We start from the raw sequence: 18,709 nt of genomic DNA on the forward strand, positions 1-18,709 counted from the left end.
ACGACCCGTGGGGTCGAACGGCCGAACACCGGTGAACTGGAGGAGCGCATGGATCAGGGACGCGCCGAAACGGTTACGAAGGCCGATCAAGGGCGGGAGCGCAGGGCGGGGGCGATGAGGACGGTGGCGGCGCCGGCCAGGGCGATGGCCAAGGTGGGAGTGGTGGCCTCGGCGACCACTCCCAGCAGGAGCGGGCCCACGCCTTGCAGGGCCATCAAGCCGGTGGAGAACAGGGCGAAGAGCTGGCCACGGCGGTCGGCGGGCGCGGCGTCCAGAAAGGCCCGTTGGACACCGAGGCCGTACGCGTATCCGGTGCCGGCCACGGTCAGCAGCGCCACGACGATCGGGAAGGGCGGGGCGAGCAGCAGGGCGATCAGCGGGGCGCCCAGGACGACGACGAAGGCGCCGGCGAAACGCTCCCGGAGGCTGGGGCGCAGGAAGCGGCCCACGGCGAAGTTGCCCAGCAGCATGCCGACGGCCGGTGCGGCCATCAGGACGGCGCCGGCTCCGGGCGGGAAACCACGCTTGCCGCCGTACGAGACGAGCAGCGCCTCGGCGCCGGCGATCAGGGCCGAGGGCAGCCACTGCACCAGGAGCAACCGGCGGATCGTACGGTCGGAAAGCATCGCCTTGGCACCCACCCAGCTGTCGCGGACCGCTCCGCTCCGGCCGGAGGAGGGCGGGCGGGGTGGAGTCGCGGTGTCGGCGGGGAGGCCGAGGCGGGCGGCGGCCGCGGCGACGGCGAAGCACAGGGCGGCCACCAGCAGGGCCGGGCGGGCGCCGACGGCGGCGACCGCCACGCCGCCGCCGGCCAGGCCCAGGAGCTGGGCGGCCGAGGAGGACATGTTCGACACCGAACGGCCCAGGACGTACGCGTCGCCGGTCAGACGTTCGGCTATGACGCGGGCGGCGGCGCCGGCGAAGACAGGTGTACCGGTGGCGACCAGGGCCACCAGCAGCAGGCTCGCGGGCACCGGCAGGTGGGCCAGGCCGAGCAGGGCGGCCAGTGCCGCCTCGACCGCGTAGCCGATGGTGATCAGGCGGCGGGCCGGGAGGCGGTCGGTGAGGGAGCCGAGCAGCAGTCCGCCGGCGAACTGGGGCAGGAAGCCGGCGGCGAAGGCCAGCGCGCTCAGCAGCGGCGAACCCGTGCCCGCGTAGACCAGGACGGAGAGCGCGAAGATCTGCAGCGAGTTGGCGCCGATGGCGAGCGTCCGCGCGGCGAACAGGGCGCGGAACGTGGGCTCGGCGAACACCTCGCGGTAGGTGGCCGGTCGGTCGGCGACAGTCATGCGCTGAGCCTCGGCGGTCCGAACGGAGCGGGCGAATGTTTCGCCACCAGGCGTAAGGTCGTGGGGTGCAGCGGTTCGTCGTCGGGGCTGAAGACCTTTTGCGTACGCGGTTCGCACTGTCGCCGGTCTTCGAACTGCACCACCTGATCCACGCGGTGGCCAGCCCGGAACGGCAAGGGGTGCCGGAGGTGTGGCTGAAGCGGCTGCGGCCCCGGTTCGAGCCGATGCGGTCGCGGCCGGCCATGCAGGCGATCCTGGCGTTGCGGCTGCCGCGGTCGGGGGCGACGTTCCTGACCCCGCCGCCGCAGAGACACGGGCAGACGATCGAGGACGACCTGCGCGAGCTTCGGGGTGGGCCGCCTGACGCCGTACAGAAGGAAATCGACTTTTATCTGCGGCGGCAGCCGAACACGACGGCGGCCGCGCGGAGAGTCCTGGCGGCCCGCGACGTGCTGGACCGGCTGGCCGATCAGCTCGAGGAGGCGTGGCAGGCCCTGCTCGCCGACGACTGGCCCCGGCTGCGGCTGCTCTGCGAACGCGACGTCGTGCACCGCGGCGGAGAGCTGAGCCGCTCGGGATGGGAGGCGGCGCTGACCGGCCTGCACCCGAAGGTGCGCTGGCGCGACGGCGGAATCGACCTGATCGGACGGCACGGCGGAACCACCCACCTGAACGGCGAAGGCCTCCTGCTCGTCCCGTCGGTGTTCATCTGGCCCGAGATCGCGGTGTACGCGGACGCGCCCTGGCCCAAGGCGATCGTCTATCCGGCGCGCGGCGTGGCGACGTTGCTCGAACACGGCCCGCCGCGGGCACCGGACCACCTTGCGGCGCTGATCGGGCGTTCGCGCGCCCTGCTGCTGGTCACGCTGGCCGAGCCGGCCAGCACAAGCCAATTGGCGAGGGCGTACGGCATGACAATCGGCGCCGTCGGCGACCACCTGAAGGTGCTGCACCAGGCGGGCCTGGTGGAACGGGCCCGAGACGGCCGTTCGGTGCTGTACACCCGCACCGCCCTGGGCGACGCGCTGGCTCACTCTCCGGTGACGTATGGCGCGGCTTCAATATGGTGATCGCATGGACATGGAGTTCGCGGGGGAGATCTGGTTCTGGCGGGGGCCGGCGCCGTGGCACTTCGTCACCGTGCCCGAGGACGAGTGCCGGGAGATCGAGGCCGCGTCGTCGCTGGTGAGTTACGGGTGGGGGATGATCCCGGTGACGGCGCGGATCGGGGAGACCGGGTGGACGACCTCGCTGTGGCCCAAGGACGGGCGCTACATCGTGCCGATCAAGACCGATGTGCGGCGCAAGGAAGGGCTCGACGTGGGGGAGACCGTCACGGTGCGGTTGCGGATCGGGGCTTGACCGCCGGCACGCAGTCGCTGAGCAGGGCGATCACCTCGTCGCGGGTGAGCGGGTCGCCCAGCGGGGTGTTGCCTGAGCAGACGCGCAGGCCGTCGATGACCAGGCGCAGATAGCGTTCGTACGCCTGTGGGCCCGCCCCGCCGATGTCGCTGACCATCGTGAAGATGATGGGGACGTCGGTGGCCTCGAAGTCGGGGCGCAGCGTGCCCTCGGCCTTGGCCCGGGCGACCAGTTCGATGATGACGATCTCCATGCGGTCGCCGGCCTCGGGGAACCGCTTCTTCATGCCCAGGCTGAGCATGACGTCACGCAGGCCCCGGTCCTCGCTGTGCGTACGGCAGGCGGCCGTCATGAAGCGGGTCAGGCCGTCCCAGGCGCTCGGGTCGGCCAGGCACTCCTCGGCCAGGGCCACCATGGCCGCGATGCGCTCGCTGAAGATCGCCTCGACCAGCGCTTCCTTGGTGGGGAAGCGGCGGTAGACGGTGCCCACGCCGACACCCGCGTGATGGGCCACGTCGTCGAGCGTGGCGGCGAAGCCGCGCGTGGCGAACACCTCGCGCGCGGCCTCGATGATGCGCTCCCGGTTGCGCTGGGCGTCGCGGCGCAGCGGTCGGGAGGCGGTGGCTGGCATGTGGCCAAGCGTACATCTAAACGGAGGGAACTACTCAACTTCCGTTGCTACGCTGCGTTATGTGGAGGGGCAACCTCAACTTACGTTTCTGGAAGGCACTCGATGACCACCACTGTTGATCAACTCGAAACACGCGGGACGGGGACCACGGGGCGCTGGTGGGCGCTCGTGGTCCTCGCCCTCGCGCAGCTCATGGTGGTGCTCGACGCCACGATCGTGAACATCGCCCTGCCGACCGCCCAGGCCGACCTCGGCTTCAGCGACGCCGACCGGCAGTGGGTCGTCACCGCGTACGCCCTCGCCTTCGGCAGTCTCCTCCTGCTCGGCGGCCGGCTGGCCGACTTCGTCGGCCGCAAGCGCATGTTCCTCATCGGCCTGATCGGCTTCGCGCTGGCCTCCGCCCTCGGCGGCGCCGCGCAGAACCTCGAGCTGCTGATCGTCGCCCGCGCGCTGCAGGGCGCCTTCGGCGCCGCCCTCGCCCCGGCCGCGCTGTCGCTGCTCTCCACCACGTTCACCGAGCCCACCGAGCGGGGCAAGGCCTTCGGCATCTTCGGCGCCATCTCCGGCGCCGGCGGCGGCATCGGCCTGCTGCTGGGCGGGGTGCTGACCGAGTACGCGTCGTGGCGCTGGTGCCTCTACGTCAACCTCGTGATCGCCGCGCTGGCGGTCGTGGGCGCCTCGCTCAAGCTCAAGGACGAGCCCGTCGCCCGCCACGGGCGGATCGACGTCATCGGCTCGATCACGGCCGTGGTCGGCCTCGTCGCCCTGGTGTACGGCCTGGCCAACGCCGAGACGGACGGCTGGACAGGCGGCTGGACGCTCGGCCCGATCATCGTCGGCGTCATCGTCCTGATCGCCTTCGTGCTCGTGGAGCGCCGGGTCGCCAACCCGCTGCTGCCCCTGCGCGTGGTCCTCGACCGCAACCGCGGCGGCTCGTACGCGTCGATCGCCATCGCGGGCGCCGGCATGTTCGGCATTTTCCTGTTCCTGACGTACTACCTGGTCGCCGTGCTCGGCTTCACCCCGGTGAAGACCGGCCTGGCGTTCCTGCCGATGCTCGGCGCGATCATGCTGACCGCGACCACGGCCGGCTCGATCCTCACCCCGAAGATCGGCCCGCGCCCGCTGGTTCCGCTCGGCGCTTTCGTCGCGGCGGCCGGCATGGTCCTGCTGACCAGGCTCGACCTCGATTCGACGTACGCCTCGGGCGTGCTCCCCGGCCTGATCATCATCGGCCTGGGCCTGGGCCTGGTCTTCGCCCCCACGCAGAACGCCGCCACCAGCGGCGTCGAGCACCGCGACGCCGGCGTCGCCTCAGCAATGATCAACACCGTCCAGCAGATCGGCGGCTCGATCGGCACGGCCCTGCTGAGCTCCTTCGCCGCCACGGCCGCCACGAACTACGCGTCCTCGCACACCCCGTCCCCGACGCTGGCCGCCGAGGCCGCACTGCAGAGCTACACCACGGTCTTCTGGTGGTCGGCCGGCTTCTTCGTCCTGGCCGGCATCGTCGCCGCCCTCCTGTTCCGCACCGGCCCCCTGGACGTCGACCCCGACGCCCCGCCGGCGATGGCCCACTGACCCACGCACAAAAGATCCCCGGTCGCGGTTCGCGGCCGGGGATCTGTCATCGCGTCAGACAAAACTTAGGAACGTAGCTCCGCCAGGGTGGCGCCGGCGACGATGCGCGCGATGTTCCCCTCGTGGTCGCGGCCGGCCAGCCGCTGGGCGAGGTCGTCCAGGTCGGCGATGTCGCCATACCGCGCCCGCAGAAGCGCGCGCATCCCGTCGACGTGGCCCTGCTCCACGCCCTGCTCCCGGCCTTGCTCTCGGCCCTTTTCCAGGCCATGCTCGAGGTTTCGGCGAGCGATCTCGCGGCCGGACTCCGTCTGTTCGAGAACGTCGTTCATGCCCTTCCTCCGCAATGCTTCGAGAACCGCAACCGCCAGGGAACCTCCCACGAGCATACCCAGCTCGATGAGCACCAACTTCTCCTCGAGCGCCGCAGTCGCGGCGATCCGATCGACAACCTGCTCGACGACATCGTCCGGCGGTTGCTGTGACCACAACGCCAACGGCGCCAGAGGGCTGGCGAGAAGCAAGCCCGGATCCACGTCGCCGGGAATGTTCACCGATCGGTAGTTCAGCCGGGCCTGATCGCGCTCGAACCGGCCCGGATAACCCCCGCCGAGCGGCCAGAGCACCACCTGATGGATCCGGTGGGTCGACCGCCGATACTTCAGCGCCAGGCCCGCCCAGTAGTCCACCATTCGCTCCTCGAAGTCCTCGGTGCGTTGCACCTGGACCTCGACATGATAGATGTCGGTCGGGATTCCCTCGCCGTACTGAACCACATATGTCTTGTCACGCTGACTGCTGCGCTGCCGGGGCAATTCGGTCGGGCCATCGAGAATCACCGCCCTGTCGTCAAGGCGCGCACCGCACAAAACCTGCAGCGCCTCACGAGGGTGCGCGTCCAGCAACGCCTTGTACAGACCATCGAAGTCGCGGGCGGGCGCCGCCCGTGGCGACGCGACATCGGAGGCCACGCTTTTAGCCATTTGTCTCCCCCATTCCGCGCCTGGCGGCGGCGCGGAGGACAGCTTCCCGCACCTCGTGACTACTAGTCAAGAAGCATGTTGCGCTGCGCCTAGTTACCCGTCTCCGGCCTCAGCGGTGACCCGCGCCTCGCGTGACGGATCACCTCCGCAGACGCGGATCCCGGCCCGCAGCCGCGGCGATTCCAGGGGTTGCCCAGTGGGCGTATTGTCCGGTGCGGAGGGGAGTATCCCTGCGCATCGGTGTCGTCAACACGGAGGCCTTTACGGGCAGCCCGGCATCGGTGGCGTTTCACCTCACTCGAGCGCGGGAGAGACCTCCACCGGCCGACCTGACGCCTGAGGGAGCAGGCACATAGGCGAGAACAGTTGGCGGTGGCGCGTCGACACGCCCCTATAAGCCCCATTGCAGAAGGGCAGCCCGCACCATGAACAGTTACCGCTAGCGGGACGCAACCGTGGGAGACGCCGCTCGTCTGATCGCAGCGGTCGTTTCCCTCGTGATCTCGTTGGGTCTCCTCCTGGTGACGTTCGACCTTGTGAGGAAGGCGAGCAAGACCGGCGGAGCGTTCGAGATCTCCTGGCAGCCGTTTGCGTTCTTCATCAAATTCTGGGCGAAGGCTCCGAAGGAGCCCGTCGTCGAAGCGGCCGGCACGGAAGAAAAGCCGGCTGGTGCACTAACGAGTGAAAAAGCGCCGACATCAGCTGGTGAAGTCGACCCGCCGATGCCCCGACGCCCGGAGGGATCCGGCGCGAGCGGGGGTGATGGCGTCTGACATAGATCAGTCTTGTCGGCTTGGCGGGCTCGGTACACGTGGGCCTGCCAAGCTGAGTTCGGTGTGCGAGCCGGGCGGGGATCTGTCAGCGCGTCCAACTCGGCCTAGGAACGGAGCTCCGCCAAGGTGGCGCCGGCGACGATGCGCACGATGTTACTCCCGTGTCCGCGGCCAGTCAGCCGCCGGGCGAGGTTGTCCAGGTCGGCGACATCGCCGTATCGCGCTCGCAGAAGCGCGCGCATCCCGTCGACGTAGCCCTGCTCGAAGCCCTGCCTGAAGCCCTGCTCGAAGCCCTGCTCGAAGTTTCGGCGAGCGATCTCGCGGCCGGACTCCGTCTGTTCGAGAACGTCGTTCATGCCCTTCCTCCGCAATGCTTCGAGAACCGCAACGGCCAGGAAACCCCTCTCGGGCTGTCGACCACGCCGGCGGCGGCGAGGAGGACAGCTTCCCGCACTGATGACTACTGGTCAAGAGACATCTCGCCTCGCGCCTAGGCTTTTCGCGCCCCGCATGACGGCCTTCCAGTCGGTTCCGGGGGAGCGGGCGAGATTCAAGCCCAGCCATTTCGTACGGTCCTCGTGCTCCCGCTCCAAGGTGGCGAGGTCGAGTTCGATACCGGGGAGACCGCCCCGCTGCCGCAGCTCGTCGATCCGTTGCCGCATCGCGGTCATCAGCTCGCGGTCGAGCGTGCGCACGGCCTCGAGATAGTTGGCGGCCGGGACGCTGACCCGTACGGTCGGGCCGGCGGTGAAGCCGATCTCCCCGTCGTCCTCATGCCGCCAGTCGAGCGTCACCTCGTCGCGATCGCCGTCGACGGTTCGCCAGAGGCGCACACTCGGCGGGTTCCGTATGTAGCCGAAGTCCAGGTAGTGCTCGCTGTACCACTCGGCCGCCAGTTCCTCGTCGATGGACCACGGCAGATTCCCGCCTTTCCACTCCGAGGCGATGAACGGCTGCAACGTGCCGGGCACCACCTCCAGCACCGCCGGGGTCAGCACGTTCACGTCTTCCCAGAGCCGAGCCACGTAGTAGTCGACATACGGCGGGGACCCATCGGCGCGCGTGCGGCGCAGCAGTTCATGCCCGTTCACCTCGATCCAGTACCAGCCCTCGGTGAGCCCGAACCAGTGCAGCGCCGGCCGCTCCCCGCCCCAGGGCGACACCTCACCCAGCGGGTACAGCTCGAAGCGAAACTCGATCACCGTGAGATGGTCACATCCGCCAGGAGTCGACACGCCATCCGGTCTACCGCCGGGGCCGATGGTGATGGGGGTGACGCCGGTGCCGGTGAGGCTCCACGACTCGTAGTCGGGGTGGGGGGCGACGGACAGCTGGAAGCCTTCGCCGAAGGTGAGGTGGAGGGCTCCGTCGGCGCGGATGTCGACGGCGGTGACGGTTCGCTGGAAGAGGTCGAGGGCCGGGGCCAGGGCTGCTCCGGAGCCGGGATCCAGTTTGTGCCGGCGGCCGGCGCGGTCGCTGAGCAGGAACGGTGTCTCGATGACCAGTTCGGCGTCGACCCGGTGGTTCTGGGCCGGGCCGAGCGCCGACAGGCTCAGGCGGACCTGGTAGTCGAAGGTGGTCCGGTCCACCCGAATCTCCATAGTGTCCTGTCGGCTGTCAGGGGCGCCAGCCGGCCGGGGGGTCCTCGCCGACGCGGCCGTCGACGGACTCGCGCAGGAGGTCGGCGTGGCCTACGTGGCGGGCGTACTCCTCCAGGAGGTCGTAGGCGAAGCGGCGCAGGCTCGGGGTTCGCCCGTCGGGCCACGGGCGGGGGCAGAGGCGGTCCAGGCCGCCGTCGGCCAGGGCCTCGGTCAGGCGGGCTCGTCCTCGGGCCACGGCGGCGTCGTACAGGGCGTACAGGTCCTCGGGTTTGTCGTCGGCGGCCGAGGTGAAGTCCCAGTCGGGGGTGCTGTCCCAGTCGACCGTCGCCCACGGCGCGGGTAGGGGCTCGCCGAAGAACTTGCCGGTGATCTGATGGTCCTCGACCAGCGCCAGGTGTTTGAGCAGGCCGCCGAGGGTGAGCGTGGACGAGGGCAGCCGCTGGTTGAGGCCGTCCGACGTGAGGTCGCCGGCCTTCCAGCGGAACGTCCAGCGCATCCGGTCGAGCGCGCCGACCAGGTGTTCGGTTTCGGTGCCGGCGACGGGGGGCTCCCAGGGAATATCGCTCATGGGAGGCACCGTAGACCGGGTGCCGGACGATCGGCGTCCGGAATAGGGGACGGAGTCGCATCCAGCCGTGTTCGCGGCGTGACGCCGTTACAAGGTGGAGTGTGCCCTCGGCGGTTCCGCTGAGAGGGCCAGCAGCGGCCTCACCAGGCGGGCGAAGTCGTCGGGGCGTTCGAGCTGGGGCATGTGGCCGGTGTCGGCGAACAGGTGGGACTGGGCGTGGGGGAGGGCCGCGCGGGCGGCGGTCAGGTGCATGGCCGGGAGGATGAGGTCGCGGTCGCCCCACAGGATCAGGGTGGGCTTGGGGTTACGGACCACGCGGTTGAGCAGTTCGGCGCGCCAGCGGGGGGCGATGCCGCGGAAGCCGCCCAGGGCCCGCGCGATCTCCAGGTAGACGGCGGCGAAGTCGGGTTGCCGTCCGATGCGTACGGCCATCGCGATCCGCTCCCGGGTGACCAGGGCGCGGTCGGCGAACAGGGAGCGTTCCACCCGCTTGGCCACGCGCGGGTCGATGCGGCCGAGCAGGGGGCGGCCGAGGAACGGCACGGCCAGCATGCGCAGAGCGAATGTGACCTCCTTGCCGAAGCCGGCGCTGTTGACCAGGGTCAGGGTGGTGACGCGGGCGGGATCGTCGACCAGCATCTGCATCGCCACGGCGCCGCCGAGCGAATTGCCCATCAGGTGTACGGGGTCGGTGACGCCGAGCGCGTCCAGCGTGGCCCAGACGCCCTCGGCGAGCGAGGACAACGTCGTTCGGGCCGGCAGGCGCTGGGAGAGGCCGAAGCCGGGCATGTCCAGGCTGATCACGCGGTGTTCGGTGAGCCGGTCGTGCTGGGGGAGCCAGTCCTCCAGGCTGCGGCCGATGCCGTGCAGCAGCACCACGGCGGGGCCGTCGGCGGGGCCGGTCGCGTGGTAGCGGATGCGGCTGCCCTGGACCTCCACATAGTTCACTTGCGGGCCCCGATCTTGACGGAGGTGGTGGTCAGGAACTGCATGACGCGGGCGTGGCCGACCGGGAAGAGCCGGGCCAGCAGGTCGGGGGCCTTGGCGCTGAGCGCGATCAGCAGTCTCGGCCTGCGCTTGGCGACGGCCTCGATGATCTGCCGGGCGGCCTTCTCCGGCGGATAGGTGAGCAGCGCGTCGAAGAGTTTACGGTTGGGTTCGATCTCGGCGGTGGGGACGTGGGTGCCGACGATCGCGCTTTCGGCGATTCTCGTACGGATGCCGCCCGGATGCACCGTGGTGACGCCGACGCCGTTCTCGGCCAGTTCGGTGTGCAGGGCCTGGCTCAGGCCGCGCAGGGCGAACTTGCTGGCCGCGTACGCGCTCTGGCCGGCCGGGGCGATCAGCCCGAACAGGCTGGAGACGTTCACCAGGTGGCTGCCGGGGGCGGCGGTGAGCGCCGGCAGCAGGGCATGGGTGAGCAGCATCGGGGCCCGGAAGTTCACGTTCATGACGGTCTCGAACTCCTCGACCGTCACCTGGTCGAAGCGCCCGCCGAGGGCGATGCCGGCGTTGTTGATCAGCAGGCCGATCGCCGGATGGTCGGCGAGGACCTTGGTGGCGACGCCGTCGACCTGGGCGCGGTCGGCGAGGTCGGCCACGATCGTGTCGACGGTCAGGCCGGGATGGGACGCGCGGACGCGGTCGGCCACGGTCTTGAGGCGGGCCTCGTCGCGGTCGACGAGGACGAGATGGCTGCCGAGTTCACCGAGCTGGTAGGCCAGTTGCTCGCCGATCCCGCTCGCCGCACCGGTCAGGACGGCCGTGTGTCCGGCAAATCGGAAATGTCCGAGACGGGTCATGGGGCGAGGCCCTTCTGGGAGGCGACGGTGGGAGAGGCGACGGTGGGAGAGGCGACGGTGGGAGAGGCGACGGTGGGAGAGGCGACGGCGGGAGAGGCGACGGCGGGAGGGGCGGCGGCGCGAGGGGCGGAGGGGGCTCGGTGGGAAGCGGGGGTGGCGCGGCGGAAGCGCATGTCGCGGGTGACGTCGGCTCGGGGGGTGGTGATGACGTCGCGCAGGTAGTTCTGGCGGACGATCCACGGGGCCCGGACGCCCTGGCGGGGCCAGTCGTCGAGGGCGCGCTGCACATAGCCCGACGACAGGTCGAGCAGGGGCCGGCCGGAATCGCCCGGGGTGGTCGGGGTGGCCACGGCGAGGTGGTTGCGGTCCATGTGCCGCAGGAGCTTCATGACGTAGCGGTGCGAGAGGTCGGCCCGCAGCGTCCACGAGGCGTTCACGTATCCGATGCAGTAGGCCAGATTGGGTACGCCGCTCAGCATCACGCCGCGGTAGGCCGCCTGGTCGCCGAGCTGCACCGGCGTGCCGTCGACGCTGACCTCGACCCCGCCGATGGGCAGCAGGGACAGGCCGGTCGCCGAGACCACGACGTCCGCCTCGAGGACCTGGCCCGACTTCAGGCGGATGCCGTTCGGCGTGAAGGCGTCGATGTGGTCGGTCACCACCGAGGCCCGGCCGGCCTTGATCTCGGTGTACAGGTCGCCCTCGGGGATCACGCAGAGGCGCTGGTCCCACGGGTTGTAGGAGGGCTTGAAGTGCTCGTCCACGTACGCCTCGTCGCCGAGCCCCTTGACCGCGAGCGACCGCAGCACCTTGCGCACGCGGTCGGGCCGGCGCCGGGCCAGTTGGTAGAAGCCCTGCGTCATCACGATGTTCTTGGCGCGCGCGATCCGGCTCGCCGTGGCGCCGGGCAGCACGCGGAGCAGCGCTCGGGCCACGACGTCGTGTGAGGGCAGCGAGGTGAGGTACGAGGGGGAGCGCTGCAACATCGTCACGTGCGCCGCGTCCGGCGCCATCGCCGGCACCAGGGTCACCGCCGTGGCGCCGCTGCCGATCACGACGACCCGCTTGCCGCGGTAATCGAGGTCCTTCGGCCAGAACTGCGGGTGGACCAGCTGTCCCTCGTACTCGTCCAGGCCCGGGAAGTCCGGCTGGTAGCCGCGGTCGTAGTTGTAGTAACCGGAACACGCGTACAGGAAGGAACAGGTCATCGTCGAGCCGTCGGCGATGGTCAGGGTCCAGCGGGCGTCGTCGGAGGACCAGCCGGCCGCGACCACCTTGGTGTTGAAGCGGATGTGCCGGCTGATGCCGCCCTCGTCGGCGGTGTCCCGGATGTAGTCGCGGATCTTGTCGCCGGAGGCGAGCGACTGCGTGTCGCGCCAGGGCCGGAACGGGTAGCTCAGCGTGAACATGTCCGAGTCGGACCGGACGCCGGGGTAGCGGAACAGGTCCCAGGTCCCGCCGATCGCGTCCCGGGCTTCCAGGACGGCGTACGTCTTGCCGAGCCCCGACTCCTGCAACCGCCAGGCCGCGCCGATGCCGGAGAGCCCGGCCCCGATGATGATGACGTCGTAGTGGCTCACGCGCCGAACCTCCCGAACCAGGGCGGCGTTCCCGTGCCGGACAGGCGGACGCCGCCCCACGGGTCGGGCTCGCTCAGGCGTACCTCAACCGCTGTCGACCCGGGAAGCGCCAGCGACGCCTGCCGTAGGCCACCCGCGACGCGCTCCCGCAGCGTCTCGTCGGGCGCCGTGCGCCCGGCCCAGCGGAAGCGTCCCTCGACCGGCTCGAACCGGGCCGACAGCCGGATCTCGACCGGGTGGCCCGCCTCGCCGACGTGCAGCGTGGCCGGCCCCCGGTACTCCTCGTCGGGACCGCTGTACTCGTCGTCAAGATCGGCCAAAGCTCGTCTCCTCCCGGTACGCGGCGAGCCCGCCCGGCACGTCCGCCGCCTGCTGAAGTCCTGCCACGCCGCCCCACAGGAACGTCGTCAGATAGTCGCCGAGGGCTTCGCGGCTGATCGGCTGCTGCTGCCGCAGCCACCAGTCGCCGACGGCCTGGACATAACCCACCACGCCGTACGCCCAGGGGAGCGCCGCGCCGGAGTCGAGCCCCCGGGCCCGCAGCCGGTCGCCCAGGATCCGGGCCAGGCCGCTGGCCACCGTGTCGACCACGTCGGCCACGACGTCGCGGCCGCGCGCGATCTCGGGCTGGTGGACCACGAACTGGTAGAGGTTGGTGTCGGCCGCGATGTGCCCGAGGTAGGCGTCGATGGCCGCGCCGACCGCCGCCCGTTCCTCGCGGACCGCGGCCACGGCCGGGACGATCGCGTCGAGCACCATGCCGGCCGCCCGCTGACCGACCGCGAGCCACAGCTCGGACTTGTCGGCGAAGTAGCGGTAGAGCACCGGCTTGCTGACTTTCGCGTGCGCGGCGATGGCGTCCATGCCGACCTCGGGGCCGTGCCGGCGGATCGCCTCGATGGCCGCCTCGGTCAGCTCGGACCTTCGCTGCTCACGGTGGCCCGCCCAGCGGCCTTTCCGGCCGTCCGTATTGACCGGCGTCTCCTCCGTGTTCATAGTACTAGAAGTAACTGTTACCCGAGGTAACGTCAAGTACCTCACAGTCCGCGGGAGGGTTTTGATGGATCGCGATCGCACCGCCACCCGGCTTCTGAGGTCGTCCGCGGAACACTCGTACGACCCGGAAGTGGAGATCGACTGGGAGGCGCCGTTCGCCGACGGCAAGTACTTCGTGCCGCCGCACCGGTCGAGCCTCTACGGCACCGCGGTGTGGGACCGGCTCAGCGAACAGCAGCGGATCACCCTGACCCGGCACGAGGTGGCCAGCATCGCCGGGCTCGGCGTGTGGTTCGAGACGATCCTCATGCAGCTGCTGATCCGTGGTTACTACAAGCAGGACCCGACCGCCGCGCACGCGCAGTACGCGCTGACCGAGGTCGCCGACGAGTGCCGGCACTCGGTCATGTTCGGCAAGATGATCGCGACGCTGGGCACGCCGGTGTACCGGCCCGACGGCGTCAACGCGTGGCTCGGCAAGTGGATCGCGGCCACCGGCACCGGCCCGCGGATGTTCGCGGCCATCCTGATCTGCGAGGAGATCCTGGACACCCTGCAGCGCGAGGCGATGGCCGACGAGCAGGTGCAGCCGCTGGTCCGGATGGTTTCCCGGATCCACGTGGTCGAGGAGGCGCGGCACGTCCGGTACGCCCGCGAGGAGCTGGCCCGGCAGGTGCGCGAGGCCGGCCAGGGGCGGCTCACCTTCGACAAGGTGGTGATCGCCCGGGCCGCCTACCTCTGCGGAACGCGCCTGATCCACCCGGCCGTCTACCGCTCGATCGGGCTGTCGCCGGCCGAGGGCAAGCGGCTGGCCGACGCCAACCCGCACTTCCAGGAGACGCTCCGCTGGGCCGGGGAGCGCGTGGTGGCGTACCTCAAGGATCTTGACCTGGTCGATGGGCCGGGCCGCGCCCTGTGGCGGCGCTCGGGCCTGCTTCCTGCCGCTGCGTAATTGTTTCCCAACGCGCAGTAATTCAGCTGAACCGGCCCTTGACCTGCGACTTTAGGATTTTCGCCCGGCCGATTCAGCCGGTGGGCGGTGCTGTCGTCGCGTGGGAGATTGGATCGCGATGTCTGCGCTCGAGCGCGGCGACAAGCGTTCGGGGAGGACGTATGGACAGCGCTGACAGCGCCCTGCTGGCGTACGAGGACGGCCGGGCCGACGGGCTCGCCGGCCGGCGCAAGGACGAGACGCGCGCCGAGGACCCGGACTACCTGGTCGGTCTCGTCGACGGCCAGGTCTCCGCGTTCGAGGAGAACCTGCTGGCCGCGATCCGCCGCGCCCTGGACGGCAAGAACAACTGATGGACGACGCATTCCTGGCGTACGAGGCGGGTCGCGCCGACGGCATGGCCGCGCGCCGCGACCCGGTCCGCGCCCAGCATCCCGAGACGGGCCCCGACTACCGGATGGGCTTCCTCGACGGCCGCATCGAGGTGTTCAAGTTGCTCGCCACCGCCCGCAAGATCGTCGAAGAGGCGGACTGACACCCTCCGGAAAGTGATCACGCGTTATTCAGCCCGAAACAAAGGTTCGACGTCCCGGTAACGGATCGTGGACAGGCTGGCGTGAACTACTTCTGGGGGAGCCTGGATGACCGAGGGGGCGCTGACGGGATTCACCGTCGCGGTCACCGCCGAGCGGCGCCGTGACGAGATGACCGCGCTGCTCCAGCGGCGCGGAGCCCGTGTCGTCACCGCCTCGGCGATCAGCATCGTGCCCCTCATCGACGACGAGGCGCTGCACGCGGCCACCGCCGCCTGCATCGGGCTGGCGCCCGACCTGGTCGTGGCGACCACCGGCTTCGGCTTCCGTGGCTGGCTCGAAGCGGCCGAGGGCTGGGGGCTGGCCGATCAGCTGCGCGAGGTGCTGCGCGGCGCCCGGATCGTGGCCCGAGGGCCCAAGCCCTGCGGGGCCGTACGGGCGGCCGGGCTCACCGAGGAGTGGGCGGCCAAGACCGAGGCGACCGAGGAGATCCTGTCCCGGCTGCTCGAAGAGGGCATCGCCGGCCTGCGGATCGCGGTGCAGGAACACGGGGAGCCGCAGACCGAGTTCGTGGCGGCGCTGCGGGCGGCCGGCGCGGCGGTCGTCGAGGTGCCGGTCTACCGCTGGGTCCCGCCCTCCGACACCGGGCCGGTACGCCGCCTGGTCGAGCAGATCACGGCCGGGCAGATCGACGCGGTGACGTTCACGAGCGCGCCGGCGGTGAAGTCGTTCCTCCACCTGGCCGCGGACTCCCGCGCGGCGGTGCTCGACCGGTTCGCGGCCGGGACGTTGGCGGCGTGCGTGGGCCCGGTGACGGCGGCGCCGTTGATCGAGCTCGGCGTGCCGGTGGTGATGCCGGAACGGTTCCGGCTGGGCGCGCTGATCAAGACGGTGACCGACGAGCTGCCGAAAAGGTCGGTCAAGCTGAAGGTAGCCGGGTCGACGCTGGAGATGCGCGGGCACGCGGTGCTGATCGACGACGTGCCGCACTCGCTGGCGCCGGCGGCGATGGCGATACTGACGGCGCTGGCCGCCCGGCCGGGCGTGGTGGTGTCGAAGGATCAGCTGATCGCGGCCCTGCCCCGAGGCAACGACGGGCACGCGGTGGACGTGGCGGTGGCCCGGTTGCGGACCGCGCTCGGCTCCGGCCGCCACATCGAAACCGTGATCAAGCGCGGTTACCGGCTCCGCTTGGACGAGCCCGCCTGAGACGTTCGGTCAGGCCGCAACGGCGCGGTCCTTTTCTCGCGAAAGGCCTGATAAATGCCCGCTCTCATCGCCGTCGCCCACGGCACCCGCAGCCCGCACGGCCAAGCCCAGATCCGCGACCTGGTCGCCCGCGTGGCCGCCCGCCGGCCCGCCCTCGACGTGCGCCTCACCTACGTGGACGTCCAGGAGCCCAAAGTCGCCGACGTGGTCCCTCTGGTCGGTGACGCCGTCGTGGTCCCGCTTCTCCTGTCGGCCGGCTACCACGTCCGGGTCGACATCGCCGATGCCGTGAGCGGCCGTGACATCCCCGTCACGCGCCCCCTGGGCCCCGACGACGCCCTGCTCGACAGCATGGTCCGCCGCCTTCCGCGCGGCGCCGACGCCATCGTTCTCGCCGCCGCCGGCTCCTCCGATCCGGCCTGGCGGGCCGACATCGACGCCCTGGCCGCCCGTATCGGCGCCCATGTCGGCTATGTCGCCGGCCACGATCCGAAGGTCGCCGACGTCGTGGCCGATCTGCGCGACCGCGGCGCCAAGCGGATCGCCATCGCCTCCTACCTGCTGGCCGACGGCCTCTTCTACCGGAAACTGCACCAGGCCGGCGCCGACTGGGTCACCCCGCCGCTCTGCCTCGACCCGGTCACCACCGATCTGGTCGTCAGCCGCTACGAGTCCGCTCTTCTCACAACCGCGGAAAGCCGCTTGTAGGTTTTTCCGTACGTCGCGGCAACGGCGGAGGACTCGGCGGTAAACAATCGCCCACGAGCATTGAACGCGTGACGGCAACCGATACGCATTGCCCCTACTGCGCCCTGCAGTGCGGCATGACCTTGACCCCGGGTATTCCCGTGGTGAAGCTCGAGCCGCGCGAATTCCCGGTCAACAAGGGCGGCCTCTGCGCCAAGGGTTTCACCGCCGCTGACCTGCTGGATCACCGGGATCGGCTGCTGACTCCGCTGGTTCGGAAAACGCCCGGAGATCGCACCAGCCCGTTGCGGGAGGCGACCTGGGACGAGGCGCTCGGCCTAATCGCCGACGCTATTGTGACGAGCCAGGAAACGTACGGGCGGGACAGCGTCGGCGCGTTCGGCGGCGGCGGGCTGACCAATGAGAAGGCGTACGCGCTCGGCAAGTTCGTGCGGGTGGCGCTGCGATCGGCGTCGATCGACTACAACGGCCGGTTCTGCATGTCGTCGGCGGCGACGGCGGCCAACCGCGCGCTCGGCGTGGACCGCGGGCTGCCGTTTCCGCTGGAGGATGTGGCCGAGGCGCGGACCGTGCTGCTGGTCGGCGCGAACCCGGCCGACGCCATGCCGCCGTCCATGCAGTATCTGGACACGGGGCGGGCGGCCGGCGCCAAGCATATCGTCGTCGACCCGCGTCGCACGGCCACCGCCAACGGCGCCCACCTGCACCTTCAGCCGCTGCCGGGCACGGATCTGGCGCTCGCGAACGGCATGCTGCACATCGCGATCCGCGAGGGCTACGTCGACGAGGCGTACATCGCGGAGCGGACCACCGGCTTCGAGGCCGTGAAGGCGGCCACCAACGCGTACTGGCCCGAGCGGGTCGAGCGGATGACCGGCGTACCGGAAACCAAGATCCGCGAGACCGTACGCCTGCTCGCCACCAACGGGCCGGCGATGATCCTCACGGCGCGCGGGGCCGAGCAGCACAGCAACGGCACCGACACCGCGCAGGCCTGGCTGAACCTGGCGCTCGCGCTGGGGCTGGTCGGCAAGCCGTACTCGGGCTACGGCACCATCACCGGGCAGGGCAACGGGCAGGGCGGCCGCGAGCACGGCCAGAAGGCCGACCAGCTGCCCGGATACCGCAAGCTCGACGACCCCGCGGCCCGGGCTCACGTCGCCGCGGTGTGGGGGATCGACCCGGACGAGCTCCCCAAGCCGGGTCTGTCCGCGTACGAAATGCTCGATCGTCTCGGCACCGACGGCGGCGTCCGGGTGCTGATGGTGCTGGCCAGCAACATCGCCGTCTCGGCCCCGCACAGCAACCGCGTCCTGGAACGGCTTCGGGCACTCGATTTCCTGGTTGTTTCCGACATCTTCCGGTCCGAGACGGCCGAGCTGGCCGACGTCGTCCTCCCGACCGCCCAATGGGCCGAGGAGGAGGGCACGATGACCAACCTCGAGGGCCGGGTGCTGCGCCGCAAGCGGGCCCTGCCCCCGCCGCCGGACGTGAAGACGGACCTGGAGGTGCTGACCGAACTGGCCGAGCGCCTCGGCCGCGGGAAGTTCTTCAGCAGCGATCCGCGTGCGGTCTTCGAGGAGCTGCGCCGGGCCAGCGCCGGCGGCATCGCCGACTACAGCGGCATCACGTACGAGCGCATCGAGAACGAGGACGGCGTCTTCTGGCCGTGCCCGTCCGAGGACCACCCGGGAACACCGAGGTTGTTCGCCGACGGCTTCCCGATCGGCCGGGCCCGCTTCATCAAAGTCGATCACCGGGATCCGGCGGAGATGCCGGACAAGCATTTCCCGTACGTCCTGACGACCGGCCGCAACATGCAGCAGTACCAGAGCGGCAACCAGACCCGCCGGGTGAAGGCGCTCGCCGTCGCGCTGCCCGAACCCCGCGCGGAGATCCACCCCGACCTGGCCCGCCGCCACGGCATCGCCGACGGCGACCTGGTCGAGTTGCGCACCCGCCGCGGCGCCGCGGTGCTGCGCGCCCGGCTCAGCGACGGGATCAGGCTGGACACGGTCTTCGCCCCGTTCCACTGGCCCGGCGCGAACGCGCTGACCAACCCGGCTCTCGACCCGCATTCACGGATGCCCGCCTTCAAGGCGTGCGCGGTCGCGATCCGAACGTTCGAGGAAGGAACCGATTAG

The 18,709-nt window shown here is 70.5% G+C and carries 21 protein-coding genes; 10 read left to right on the forward strand and 11 right to left on the reverse strand.

What is annotated here, in order from left to right:
* Nucleotides 1-86: 86 nt before the first annotated feature.
* Nucleotides 87-1,289: an MFS transporter gene (locus tag ACGFJ7_RS23230; protein ID WP_392643716.1), complete on the reverse strand. Its 1,203-nt coding sequence runs from the start codon at nucleotides 1,287-1,289 to the stop codon at nucleotides 87-89.
* Between the two features lie 65 nt (nucleotides 1,290-1,354).
* On the opposite strand from ACGFJ7_RS23230, the gene ACGFJ7_RS23235 reads away from it, so the two are divergent.
* On the forward strand, nucleotides 1,355-2,359 hold the full coding sequence (locus ACGFJ7_RS23235) for a DUF5937 family protein (protein WP_360255927.1): 1,005 nt from the start codon (nucleotides 1,355-1,357) through the stop codon (nucleotides 2,357-2,359).
* A gap of 4 nt (nucleotides 2,360-2,363) precedes the next feature.
* Nucleotides 2,364-2,651, forward strand: coding sequence for a DUF1905 domain-containing protein (locus ACGFJ7_RS23240; RefSeq protein ID WP_360255924.1), 288 nt, complete (start codon nucleotides 2,364-2,366; stop codon nucleotides 2,649-2,651).
* Here ACGFJ7_RS23240 and ACGFJ7_RS23245 read toward each other — a convergent pair.
* Nucleotides 2,623-3,282 carry a TetR/AcrR family transcriptional regulator gene (locus tag ACGFJ7_RS23245; RefSeq protein ID WP_392643718.1) on the reverse strand — a complete coding sequence of 220 codons (660 nt, stop codon included), beginning with the start codon at nucleotides 3,280-3,282 and terminating at the stop codon, nucleotides 2,623-2,625. The two genes, ACGFJ7_RS23240 and ACGFJ7_RS23245, sit on opposite strands and share 29 nt — an antisense overlap.
* Before the next feature lie 102 nt (nucleotides 3,283-3,384).
* On the opposite strand from ACGFJ7_RS23245, the gene ACGFJ7_RS23250 reads away from it, so the two are divergent.
* Complete coding sequence (locus tag ACGFJ7_RS23250; protein ID WP_360255920.1) at nucleotides 3,385-4,863, forward strand: DHA2 family efflux MFS transporter permease subunit; 1,479 nt, start codon at nucleotides 3,385-3,387, stop codon at nucleotides 4,861-4,863.
* A 65-nt stretch (nucleotides 4,864-4,928) separates the two neighbouring features.
* Here the strand turns inward: ACGFJ7_RS23250 and ACGFJ7_RS23255 are convergent, their stop codons facing one another.
* Entirely contained in the window at nucleotides 4,929-5,843 is a 915-nt protein-coding gene (locus ACGFJ7_RS23255) for a hypothetical protein (RefSeq protein ID WP_392643720.1), read from the reverse strand.
* A gap of 455 nt (nucleotides 5,844-6,298) precedes the next feature.
* Here ACGFJ7_RS23255 and ACGFJ7_RS23260 point away from each other — a divergent pair, with 455 nt between their 5' ends.
* Nucleotides 6,299-6,616, forward strand: a complete 318-nt coding sequence (locus ACGFJ7_RS23260; protein WP_392643721.1) for a hypothetical protein — start codon at nucleotides 6,299-6,301, stop codon at nucleotides 6,614-6,616.
* Between the two features lie 104 nt (nucleotides 6,617-6,720).
* Here ACGFJ7_RS23260 and ACGFJ7_RS23265 read toward each other — a convergent pair whose 3' ends face one another.
* The 8 genes from ACGFJ7_RS23265 to ACGFJ7_RS23300 form a co-directional block, all read right to left on the reverse strand.
* A complete protein-coding gene (locus tag ACGFJ7_RS23265; protein WP_360255911.1) occupies nucleotides 6,721-6,972 on the reverse strand; it encodes a hypothetical protein in 252 nt (83 codons plus the stop codon).
* A 111-nt stretch (nucleotides 6,973-7,083) separates the two neighbouring features.
* Nucleotides 7,084-8,205, reverse strand: a complete 1,122-nt coding sequence (locus ACGFJ7_RS23270) for a DUF5984 family protein (RefSeq protein ID WP_392643723.1) — start codon at nucleotides 8,203-8,205, stop codon at nucleotides 7,084-7,086.
* A gap of 28 nt (nucleotides 8,206-8,233) precedes the next feature.
* Nucleotides 8,234-8,785 (reverse strand): DUF664 domain-containing protein, encoded by a 552-nt coding sequence (locus ACGFJ7_RS23275; RefSeq protein WP_392643724.1) that lies wholly within the window; start codon nucleotides 8,783-8,785, stop codon nucleotides 8,234-8,236.
* A gap of 87 nt (nucleotides 8,786-8,872) precedes the next feature.
* The gene (locus tag ACGFJ7_RS23280) at nucleotides 8,873-9,733 is read right to left on the reverse strand and encodes an alpha/beta fold hydrolase (RefSeq protein WP_360255904.1); all 861 of its coding nucleotides are present in this window, start codon (nucleotides 9,731-9,733) and stop codon (nucleotides 8,873-8,875) included.
* Nucleotides 9,730-10,587 (reverse strand): SDR family NAD(P)-dependent oxidoreductase, encoded by an 858-nt coding sequence (locus ACGFJ7_RS23285; protein WP_360255902.1) that lies wholly within the window; start codon nucleotides 10,585-10,587, stop codon nucleotides 9,730-9,732. Before ACGFJ7_RS23285 ends, ACGFJ7_RS23280 begins: the two co-directional genes overlap by 4 nt.
* Nucleotides 10,584-12,167, reverse strand: coding sequence for a flavin-containing monooxygenase (locus ACGFJ7_RS23290; RefSeq protein ID WP_392643727.1), 1,584 nt, complete (start codon nucleotides 12,165-12,167; stop codon nucleotides 10,584-10,586). The genes ACGFJ7_RS23285 and ACGFJ7_RS23290 overlap by 4 nt, the downstream gene beginning before the upstream one ends.
* On the reverse strand, nucleotides 12,164-12,487 hold the full coding sequence (locus ACGFJ7_RS23295; RefSeq protein WP_360255898.1) for a DUF4873 domain-containing protein: 324 nt from the start codon (nucleotides 12,485-12,487) through the stop codon (nucleotides 12,164-12,166). The genes ACGFJ7_RS23290 and ACGFJ7_RS23295 overlap by 4 nt, the downstream gene beginning before the upstream one ends.
* Nucleotides 12,474-13,163, reverse strand: a complete 690-nt coding sequence (locus tag ACGFJ7_RS23300) for a TetR/AcrR family transcriptional regulator (protein ID WP_360255895.1) — start codon at nucleotides 13,161-13,163, stop codon at nucleotides 12,474-12,476. Before ACGFJ7_RS23300 ends, ACGFJ7_RS23295 begins: the two co-directional genes overlap by 14 nt.
* Before the next feature lie 64 nt (nucleotides 13,164-13,227).
* Between ACGFJ7_RS23300 and ACGFJ7_RS23305 the strand changes: the two genes are divergently transcribed.
* From ACGFJ7_RS23305 to ACGFJ7_RS23330, 6 genes are all read left to right on the forward strand, one after another.
* Nucleotides 13,228-14,115: a diiron oxygenase gene (locus ACGFJ7_RS23305; protein ID WP_360255893.1), complete on the forward strand. Its 888-nt coding sequence runs from the start codon at nucleotides 13,228-13,230 to the stop codon at nucleotides 14,113-14,115.
* A 161-nt stretch (nucleotides 14,116-14,276) separates the two neighbouring features.
* Nucleotides 14,277-14,468 (forward strand): hypothetical protein, encoded by a 192-nt coding sequence (locus ACGFJ7_RS23310; protein WP_360255890.1) that lies wholly within the window; start codon nucleotides 14,277-14,279, stop codon nucleotides 14,466-14,468.
* A complete protein-coding gene (locus tag ACGFJ7_RS23315; protein WP_360255888.1) occupies nucleotides 14,468-14,650 on the forward strand; it encodes a hypothetical protein in 183 nt (60 codons plus the stop codon). Before ACGFJ7_RS23310 ends, ACGFJ7_RS23315 begins: the two co-directional genes overlap by 1 nt.
* Before the next feature lie 106 nt (nucleotides 14,651-14,756).
* A complete protein-coding gene (locus tag ACGFJ7_RS23320) occupies nucleotides 14,757-15,857 on the forward strand; it encodes a uroporphyrinogen-III synthase (RefSeq protein ID WP_360255885.1) in 1,101 nt (366 codons plus the stop codon).
* Nucleotides 15,858-15,911: 54 nt separating this feature from the next.
* Nucleotides 15,912-16,565, forward strand: coding sequence for a sirohydrochlorin chelatase (locus ACGFJ7_RS23325; protein ID WP_360255883.1), 654 nt, complete (start codon nucleotides 15,912-15,914; stop codon nucleotides 16,563-16,565).
* Nucleotides 16,566-16,633: 68 nt separating this feature from the next.
* Nucleotides 16,634-18,709 (forward strand): molybdopterin oxidoreductase family protein, encoded by a 2,076-nt coding sequence (locus ACGFJ7_RS23330; protein ID WP_392643730.1) that lies wholly within the window; start codon nucleotides 16,634-16,636, stop codon nucleotides 18,707-18,709.

Source organism: Actinoplanes sp. NPDC048988 (genome assembly GCF_043197815.1).
Classification (GTDB): Bacteria; Actinomycetota; Actinomycetes; order Mycobacteriales; family Micromonosporaceae; genus Actinoplanes.